The sequence below is a fragment of the Proteiniclasticum ruminis DSM 24773 genome, assembly GCF_000701905.1.
In the GTDB taxonomy this organism is placed as follows: Bacteria; Bacillota; Clostridia; order Clostridiales; family Clostridiaceae; genus Proteiniclasticum; species Proteiniclasticum ruminis.
The window spans coordinates 18,744-27,301 of record NZ_JNKC01000018.1; the positions used below are offsets into that span (position 1 = coordinate 18,744).

An 8,558-nucleotide genomic window follows, 5' to 3' on the forward strand; every position below is an offset into this window, starting at 1 on the left:
CCAATATTCTTTAGGAGGGTTAAATTCATGTTTGAAATAGAAAAGCCAAAGATTCAGTGTGTAGAAACAAGCGAAGATGGAACCTATGGTAAGTTCGTAGTAGAACCATTAGAAAGAGGCTATGGGATTACTTTAGGTAATGCATTGAGAAGAATGCTTTTATCCTCACTGCCAGGAGTTGCGCCAACATCTGTAAAGATTGACGGCGTGCTTCATGAATTCTCCGTAGTGCCTGGTGTTCGGGAAGATGTCACAGAACTCATCCTGAACCTCAAGGGACTGTTCATCAAGATGAACGGAGAAGGGCCAAGAAAGATCTATATCGATGCCAAGGGACCTGGAGTAGTAACTGCAGGAGACATCAAGACCGATGGAGACGTGGAAATCGTCAACAAAGATCTTTATATCGCGACCTTGGAAGAGGATGCAAAGCTGTATGTTGAAATCAATGTGGATAGAGGAAGAGGATATGTTTCTCAGATGAGAAACAAGGCAGAAGGCCTGCCACTTTCTACCATCCCAATGGATTCAATATATACCCCTGTGAAGCGTGTCAATTTCACAGTGGATAATACAAGAGTTGGTCAGATCACAGATTATGACAAGTTGACTCTTGAAATATGGACCAATGGCACCATTTTGACAGAAGAGGCCATCAGCCTTGCTGCAAAAGTGCTCATTGAGCACTTTAAGCTGTTCATGACACTGACCAATCACGCCAATGACGTGGAAGTGATGATCGAGAAGGAAGATGACAAGAAGGAAAAGGTTCTGGAGATGACCATCGAAGAGCTGGACCTGTCCGTCAGATCCTATAACTGCTTAAAGAGAGCAGGCATCAATACTGTTCATGAGCTTACAGAAAAGACCATGGATGATATGATGAAGGTTCGTAATCTAGGAAAGAAATCTCTTGAAGAAGTTGAGAGAAAGTTAAAGGACTTGGATTTATCTTTAAAGTCCACTGACGAGTAAAGGAGGTAAGTTAAATGGCTACACTAAGAAAGCTTGGTCGTCCAACCGACCAGAGAACTGCAATGCTGAGAAGTCTTGTTACAAACTTCTTAAAGACAGGCAGAATAGAAACCACATTCTACAGAGCGAAGGAAACAAAGAACATCGCTGAGAAAATGATTACCCTTGCAAAGAGAGGAGATCTCCATGCAAGAAGACAGGTTCTCGCTTATGTTCATGAAGAAGAGGTTGTTAAGAACCTGTTCGACAACATCGCACCAAAGTATGCTGAAAGAAATGGTGGATACACAAGAATCCTGAAGACCGGCCCAAGAAGAGGCGACGGTGCTGAGAAGGCAATTCTGGAGCTTGTATAATCAGAATTTATAAAAGAGGAAGTTCAGCTTCCCTTTAAAAGATGATAAAAGGGGATTAAGGAAACTTAGTCCCTTTTTTCCATAAAAAAATGTTATGATGGTACAGTAAACAGTATAGAGGTGTGATGGGACTTCTCTAGTGTTTAAGGTGCCCAGAAGAACACGGTCAGATCTTTTTTACTTATGAATTCTTATCGATGTGGGTACAGGCAGGAGGAATAGCAAATGGAAACAAGCAATAAAAAAGACAGTCATGTGATTATAGAAGCTGTAGATCTCATGCATTATTATGATGACGGTCCTTCTGGAGAAAAGGAATATTCTCTTCAGGGCGTCAATCTTTCCGTGAAGGAAGGAGAGTTTCTGGTGGTGTTGGGTCATAACGGATCCGGAAAATCCACCTTCGCAAAGCATATGAATGCACTGCTTCTGCCCCAGGGCGGTAAGATCTACATCGACGGCATCGATGGAAGCATCCAGGAGAATACCTGGGAAGTAAGAAAACGAGCTGGAATGGTTTTCCAGAATCCGGACAACCAGATGGTAGCTACTGTGGTGGAAGAAGATGTGGCTTTTGGACCAGAAAACCTTGGCGTACCATCAGAGGAAATCAGAAAACGAGTGGATAAGGCATTAAAGGATGTGCAGATGTATGACTTCAGAAAGCATGCGCCGCATCTTCTTTCCGGAGGACAGAAGCAAAGAGTGGCCATAGCGGGCATCATTGCCATGCGTCCTAAAATCATCATCCTGGATGAGCCTACAGCCATGCTGGACCCTTCAGGACGTCAGGAAGTCATGAAGACCATCAAGGCCCTGAATAAGGACTTTGGCATCACCATCGTCCATATTACCCACTTCATGGAAGAGGCTGTCCAAGGAGACCGTATTGTGGTTATGGAAGAAGGGAAGGTCATCATGGATGATACCCCAAGAAATGTCTTCAGCAATGTGGAGCTTCTGAAAAGTATCGGGCTGGATGTTCCTCAGGTGACAGAGCTTGCCCATGAACTCATTAAAGACGGGATGAACCTTACGGAGGGCATCCTCAACATCGAAGAGATGGTGGAGGCGTTATGTCGATTAAAATAGAAAATCTAACACATGTATATATGCCAAAGACTCCTTTTGAAACCGTTGCGCTGGATGATATCAATCTGGAGCTGGAAGAGGGAAAGTTCTATGCGCTCATCGGCCATACCGGTTCTGGAAAGTCGACACTGATTCAGCACTTGAACGGTCTGTTGAAGCCTACCAGTGGTAAGATCTTCGTGGATGGGACAGACATCACAGACAAGAAGACTGTGATGAGTGAGATCCGGAAAAAAGTAGGATTAGTGTTTCAGTATCCTGAATATCAGCTTTTTGAAGAGACCATTGAAAAGGACATTGCTTTCGGCCCAAGAAATTTAGGTCTTGAGGAAGAAGAGGTGCTGAGAAGAGTAAAGAGAGCCATGGAAATGGTGGGACTAGAGTATGAGAAATACAAAGACCTGTCTCCTTTTGAAATTTCCGGCGGACAAAAAAGAAGAGTAGCCATAGCAGGAGTGGTGGCCATGGAGCCGAAGGTCCTGATTCTGGATGAGCCCATTGCGGGCCTGGATCCAAGAGGAAGAGATGCGATCTTGAAGCAGCTGAAAAAGCTTCATGAGGAATATAAGCACACCGTTATCTTAGTCACCCACTCCATGGAGGATGTGGCAGAAATCGCCGATGAAGTCATCGTCATGAGTGGTGCCAAGGTTCTGATCAAAGCAACTCCAAGAGAAGTGTTCACGAACATCAGTATGCTGGAGGAAGTAGGACTGGGTGCACCTCAGATCACCTACCTCATGAAAGCGCTGAAAGAAAGAGGTTTCGCTGTACGTGAAGACATCTTCACAGTAAAGGAAGCCAAATCAGAAATACAGCGGGTACTGAGGGAAGGGGGGCAGTGTCATGATTAAGAACATCACCATCGGGCAGTATATACCCGGGGAGTCTTTCATTCATAAGCTGGATCCTCGAACCAAGATTCTGATTTCAATTCTATTTATTGTAAATCTGTTTCTTGTAAAGAACTTTACAGCGTATCTTTTCATTTTCCTCTTCATCATGATGATGGTGCGGATAGCGAGGCTTTCACCCAAATATCTCTATAAAGGAATCAAGCCTGTATTTGTCCTGATTCTGTTCACGGCATTTCTCAATATGTTTGTGACTCGGGGGACGGAAGAAACACTTCTTCTGGAGTTCTGGGTGCTTAAAATCTATCGGGAAGGTGTATATCAGGCAGTGTTTATGACTTTCAGACTGGTGTTCCTTATCATGGGAACCTCCATCCTGACCCTCACTACATCGCCCATAGAACTCACCGATGGGATCGAGAGTCTTTTGAAACCGTTCAAGAAGATCGGGGTTCCAGCCCACGAGCTGGCCATGATGATGAGTATCGCTCTGCGGTTTATTCCAACACTCATGGATGAGACGGACAAGATTATGAAGGCCCAGATGGCAAGAGGTGCGGATTTTGAATCCACCAACATCATCAAGAAAGCGAAGAGCCTGATTCCACTTTTGGTGCCGCTTTTCATCTCTTCCTTCAGAAGAGCAGAGGAGCTTGCCATGGCCATGGAAGCGAGAAGCTACCGTGGTGGAGAAGGCAGAACCAGAATGAAGCAGCTGAAGTATGAAACCAGAGATTTTGCGGCATTTGCAGTATTTTTCATATTGGTGTTCATCACCTTCGGTCTACGTTATACCAATATTTTGTAGTACAACCAAAGAGACCTCTTTTGGCATAACTGAAAGAGTGTCTCTTTTTTCAAATCAGAAAAAGGCAGGAACCAGCATGAAGAAAATACTGATGTATCTAGAATATGATGGAACGGATTTCCATGGATGGCAACGGCAGAAAAGTGTCCGGACGGTTCAGGAAACTTTGGAGAAGGCATTGAAAATATTGCTGAAGGAAGAACCTGTACTATCCGGTTCTTCCAGAACTGATGCAGGAGTTCATGCGAGGAAATATCCAGTGACGTTCACGACGCAGTCTTCCATTCCAGGAGAAAAGATGGCCTTTGCTCTGAATCCGCTTCTGCCAGAAGACCTGAAGGTCAGAGAATCCATGGAAGTGCCATGCAGTTTTGACGCAAGAAAAAATGCAAGAGGAAAAACCTACACCTACCGTGTGCTTCGGAGGAAGACCCCTTCGGCGCTGTTTCGGAACTATGCTGCCTTTGTGCCACAGGAGCTTGATCTTTTGAAAATGAGAGATGCTTCGGAGGTTCTGCTTGGCACCCATGATTTTACGGGATTTAAATCCGTTGGCAGCACCGATCCGAATCCTGTGAAGGAAATGAGAAGGATTGAAATCTGGGAAGAAGGCGAGTTTCTAGTGATGTCCTTCACAGCCTCAGGATTTCTCTATAATATGGCAAGAATCCTAGCGGGCACACTGCTGGATGCAGGTCTTTCCCGGGTGACGCCTATGGATATTGAAGAAATCTTAAAAAGCGGCAACAGGGGAAAATCCATGGTGATGCCACCCTGTGGACTGTATCTGGAAGAAGTATACTATAGAAGTGAAGAGAAGGAAATGAAGTAAGGATGAATCAGTTTCGTCCTTTTTTTTAATTTGAAGAAAATTCCAGGTTATTTCTGCAGAATATTTGAACAAAAAATGAATTTTTGTCACTAGACGTGGAAAATAGAAAATTTTGCTTGATAAAATTTGACAATAAATGTAGAATACATCTATTATGCTGTTTTCATTACAGTTTGAAGATGGATGGGAGTAAAGGAAGAGGTTTGCCTCAGATTTTGGGATGGGGGAGAAAAATGCTGGATTATTTGGTTCAGTTTCAGATCAATGTTTTTGCACTGGGGATCTTGCTCAGTTTATATCTATTTATGAGAACTACAAAGCTCAGGACATTCACCAACAGGCTATTGAGATGGATCATCTACGCTACCGCAGCTTCTATTGTGCTGGAGCCGCTGACATGGATCTTTGATGGCATGATGTTTCCGGGCGCTTATTTTCTTGAGTACAGCACGAATTTTATGCTGTTTCTTGTGGGGCCCATCATAGCAGGTCTTCTCCTATCCTATGTGGACTACCGAATCTTCAACGATGCCAGGAGGATTCATAGTAGAGTGTATTACCAACAGGCTTCTATTATGACGTTTCTGATTCTTGTGTATAACATCTTCAACCCCATCTATTTCCAGGTCAACCGGGACTCAAACAGCTTCAACAGTGGTCCTCTGAAAGAGATCCATTATGGTGTCCTTGCATTCAGCTATCTTTTTATGATGTATTTTTTAGTCAGACACTGGAAAAAAATCACGAAAAAAGAAGTGCTGATTTATGCCATCTGTTTTCTGACTCCGATATTAGGAATGGTGGTTCAGATGTTTGATTCAAAGCTGCACTTCTCCTGGACATCCATTGTCATTGGACTGTTCATGGTATATATCTTTCTCGAGACGATGCCTTCCGATGAGGACTATCTGACAAAACTCTACAACAGAAGAAGCTACGAGACAGAACTGTCTTATCTTGTAAGAAGCAGGAAGCCTTTTGGCATTCTCATCTTTGATCTTAATGATTTTAAGGAAATCAACGACGAGCATGGCCATCACAAAGGAGATGAAGTGCTGCTTCATTTCGCCAATGCACTCAGCCATGTGTTTTCTAAAGAGGGACTCGCATCAAGGCTTGGCGGAGATGAATTTGCTGTTATCCTTAGAGGAAACCAGGATCATGTGGAGACCCATATCAATAAGGTGAAGACCTATCTTCAGAAGACTGAGGATGCAGTGCTGAAGTCTCTGACGTTCAGTTATGGGTTTGAAAAGCACTATATGGATATGAGCATGGATGATCTTTATAAGCAGGCTGACCAGAAAATGTATCTACAAAAGAAACTGTCCAAGAAAGAGAAAAATTTGCCTGAAGGAATGGCTGAAGGCTTATAGAACTGAGGAGAAGGATGAGGGTGCCAATAAATGTGGCACCCCATTTTTTGTGCATGGGTGTATAAAAGTGTTATTTAATTTGACCATAATGATAATAAAGTTGTAAAATAAATTAACGGAATATTTGAAGAATACTCGGGTCTTCTACAATTGATGGACACAAAAGAAGAGGGGGGAAGATGAATGAGCTATCTGATTCGCTTTCAGAGCAATATATTAGGCATTCTGGTACTTATTATACTGCATCTTTTTGTAAAGCTTTCTACCATTAAGACTTTCAGTAAAATGCTCATCAAGCTGATGATCTATGCTGTGGCCGCCTCTCTTATTGTGGAGCCGTTATCTTGGATCCTGGACGATCGTCAGTTCACAGGTGCATTTATATTGAATCATGTGTTCAACTTCTTGCTTTTTCTTCTTGCGCCTGTACTGGCCGGCCTTTTTATGTCATATTTGGATTACAGAATCTACAGGAATCCTTCAAGAATCCATGAAAAACGATTTTATCAGCAGATGACGCTGGTCTCCTTTATGATTCTTCTCGTAAATCTCTGGATTCCTATATACTACAGCATTGATCCAGTGACCAATCATTATGATGGTTATGGTCCCCTCAAGTGGTTTCATTATCTGATGGTTCTTGGATTTTATAGTTATATGCTGTATTTTTTGCATCAGGTAAAAGATAGATTGTCCAAGAATGAAATTCTGATGTTTATGCTGCTGTTCATTCTTCCGGTCATTGGTATGATCATATCCATTTTTGAGCCTACTTTCCATCTGGGCTGGAGTTCCCTCGTCATTGGACTACTAGGAATCTATGTATTTTTGGAGACCACGCCCTCTGAGGAGGATGTGCTGACGAAGGTATATAATCGCAAAAGTTTTGAATCCTATGTGGAGTATCTGGAGGATTCAAAGATTCCATATGGTCTTCTTATTCTGGATCTGAATGGATTCAAAAATATCAATGACCAGTATGGTCATCAAAAAGGAGACGATGTGCTCACACAGTTTTCGGGTCTTCTCCGTCAGGTGTTTCTGAAAGATGGATTTGTGGCAAGGCTTGGCGGGGATGAGTTTGCTGTGATTCTCATGGAAGACGAACCAGAGGTGCCTCTTCATATGAAAGAGCTGAAAAGAAAACTCAAGGAGCTGGAAGATCCTGTCATGCGTAGTATTTCCTTCAGCTATGGGTATGAAACAAAAACCGCATTGAAATCCATGCGGGAAATGTACAGGAAAGCTGATCAGAACATGTATCAGTATAAGGCACTTTACAGAAAAAAGAGAATAGACTCCAGGGAGGAACAGGAAGATAGTGAAAATACGTGGATATAGAAATGAGGACTTGAAGAAAATTGAAGAAATCTGGCTGAATGGAAATAGAGAAGCGCATGCTTTTGTAACCGAAGAGTTCTTTTTACAGCATCTTCCGATGCTTGGAGAGCTCTTGCCTAAAGTAACAGTACTGGTGTCTGAAGAAGAGGATACTGTCACAGGATTTTTGGGGATGGAAGATGGATTTATTCTAGGGCTATTTGTGGATCCTATGAAGCAAGGTCAGGGTATCGGCAGAGAACTTCTTCAGGAAGCGAAGCGTAAAACAGATGTACTCACTTTGAAAGCTTTTATTAGGAATGAGAGAGCTGTTGCTTTCTATATAAGAGAAGGATTCACTCAGGCAGGGGTTGAGGTGGATGAAGCAACAGGAGAAGAAGAAGTGACTTTTGTCTGGAGAAATAAATCATAAAAGTATTGAAACAGTGGCTGTGGAATCTTGGGAGAGAGTCCACAGCCACTGTCTTCTGTTCAGAATTGCAGCAAAGTCTTTTTATTGACTAAGCGGAAACCTTTCGGAAAAGCCTTCTCTCAACTTAGAGAAATTGACGATATTGACACTCCCACAGCTAAAGCAATGGGATTCTTGGATGATTAAACGCCAGTCTGTTTCCAGTAGGCGAGTATGACCCCAAGCTGAGGGCATGCCATTGCCCCTCCTAAGACAGTACATTTAGTATCTTAGGCTGATAGACTTTTACCATCTATCACAGGTGCTTTGATGATATTCATTGCACCAACTCTATCTCTATGTGTTTTGAAGCCACATGAGCATTTATATTTTCTATCCCTTGCCTTGTTCTTTTCTCCACACTCTGGGCAGATTTGACTGGTATATTCGGGGCCTACATACTCTACTTTTATACCTGAAAGACCTGCTTTATACTCAATGTACTGGGCTAAGCGATAGAATGACCACGTGTG

10 protein-coding genes are annotated in these 8,558 nt (G+C 42.8%); 9 read left to right on the forward strand and 1 reads right to left on the reverse strand.

Annotated elements, in window-relative coordinates:
- Positions 1 to 27 precede the first annotated feature (27 nt).
- The 9 genes from T487_RS0112995 (at position 28) to T487_RS0113035 (ending at position 8,046) form a co-directional block, all read left to right on the forward strand.
- Positions 28 to 975: a DNA-directed RNA polymerase subunit alpha gene (locus T487_RS0112995; RefSeq protein ID WP_031577560.1), complete on the forward strand. Its 948-nt coding sequence runs from the start codon at positions 28 to 30 to the stop codon at positions 973 to 975.
- A 14-nt stretch (positions 976 to 989) separates the two neighbouring features.
- Complete coding sequence (rplQ, locus tag T487_RS0113000) at positions 990 to 1,331, forward strand: 50S ribosomal protein L17 (RefSeq protein WP_031577562.1); 342 nt, start codon at positions 990 to 992, stop codon at positions 1,329 to 1,331.
- A gap of 225 nt (positions 1,332 to 1,556) precedes the next feature.
- Positions 1,557 to 2,423 (forward strand): energy-coupling factor transporter ATPase, encoded by an 867-nt coding sequence (locus tag T487_RS0113005; RefSeq protein ID WP_031577563.1) that lies wholly within the window; start codon positions 1,557 to 1,559, stop codon positions 2,421 to 2,423.
- Complete coding sequence (locus T487_RS0113010; RefSeq protein ID WP_031577564.1) at positions 2,408 to 3,277, forward strand: energy-coupling factor transporter ATPase; 870 nt, start codon at positions 2,408 to 2,410, stop codon at positions 3,275 to 3,277. The genes T487_RS0113005 and T487_RS0113010 overlap by 16 nt, the downstream gene beginning before the upstream one ends.
- A complete protein-coding gene (locus T487_RS0113015) occupies positions 3,270 to 4,085 on the forward strand; it encodes an energy-coupling factor transporter transmembrane component T family protein (protein ID WP_031577565.1) in 816 nt (271 codons plus the stop codon). The genes T487_RS0113010 and T487_RS0113015 overlap by 8 nt, the downstream gene beginning before the upstream one ends.
- 76 nt (positions 4,086 to 4,161) lie before the next feature.
- Positions 4,162 to 4,917 (forward strand): tRNA pseudouridine(38-40) synthase TruA, encoded by a 756-nt coding sequence (gene truA / locus T487_RS0113020; protein WP_031577566.1) that lies wholly within the window; start codon positions 4,162 to 4,164, stop codon positions 4,915 to 4,917.
- A 233-nt stretch (positions 4,918 to 5,150) separates the two neighbouring features.
- Complete coding sequence (locus T487_RS0113025; RefSeq protein WP_207638319.1) at positions 5,151 to 6,293, forward strand: GGDEF domain-containing protein; 1,143 nt, start codon at positions 5,151 to 5,153, stop codon at positions 6,291 to 6,293.
- 183 nt (positions 6,294 to 6,476) lie between these two features.
- Positions 6,477 to 7,634 (forward strand): GGDEF domain-containing protein, encoded by a 1,158-nt coding sequence (locus T487_RS0113030; protein ID WP_051651722.1) that lies wholly within the window; start codon positions 6,477 to 6,479, stop codon positions 7,632 to 7,634.
- Between the two features lie 10 nt (positions 7,635 to 7,644).
- Positions 7,645 to 8,046 (forward strand): GNAT family N-acetyltransferase, encoded by a 402-nt coding sequence (locus T487_RS0113035; protein ID WP_176758101.1) that lies wholly within the window; start codon positions 7,645 to 7,647, stop codon positions 8,044 to 8,046.
- 269 nt (positions 8,047 to 8,315) lie between these two features.
- Here the strand turns inward: T487_RS0113035 and T487_RS16295 are convergent.
- Positions 8,316 to 8,558, reverse strand: a 243-nt coding sequence (locus T487_RS16295) for a zinc ribbon domain-containing protein (protein WP_031577570.1), incomplete at its 5' end; no start/stop codon positions are given.

Excerpts from the sequence above, each read along its gene's own strand:
- T487_RS0112995 (WP_031577560.1), top strand. The coding sequence starts at position 28 with ATGTTTGAAATAGAAAAGCCAAAGATTCAGTGTGTAGAAACAAGCGAA.
- rplQ (WP_031577562.1), top strand. The coding sequence starts at position 990 with ATGGCTACACTAAGAAAGCTTGGTCGTCCAACCGACCAGAGAACTGCA.
- T487_RS0113005 (WP_031577563.1), top strand. The coding sequence starts at position 1,557 with ATGGAAACAAGCAATAAAAAAGACAGTCATGTGATTATAGAAGCTGTA.
- T487_RS0113010 (WP_031577564.1), top strand. The coding sequence starts at position 2,408 with ATGTCGATTAAAATAGAAAATCTAACACATGTATATATGCCAAAGACT.
- T487_RS0113015 (WP_031577565.1), top strand. The coding sequence starts at position 3,270 with ATGATTAAGAACATCACCATCGGGCAGTATATACCCGGGGAGTCTTTC.
- truA (WP_031577566.1), top strand. The coding sequence starts at position 4,162 with ATGAAGAAAATACTGATGTATCTAGAATATGATGGAACGGATTTCCAT.
- T487_RS0113025 (WP_207638319.1), top strand. The coding sequence starts at position 5,151 with ATGCTGGATTATTTGGTTCAGTTTCAGATCAATGTTTTTGCACTGGGG.
- T487_RS0113030 (WP_051651722.1), top strand. The coding sequence starts at position 6,477 with ATGAGCTATCTGATTCGCTTTCAGAGCAATATATTAGGCATTCTGGTA.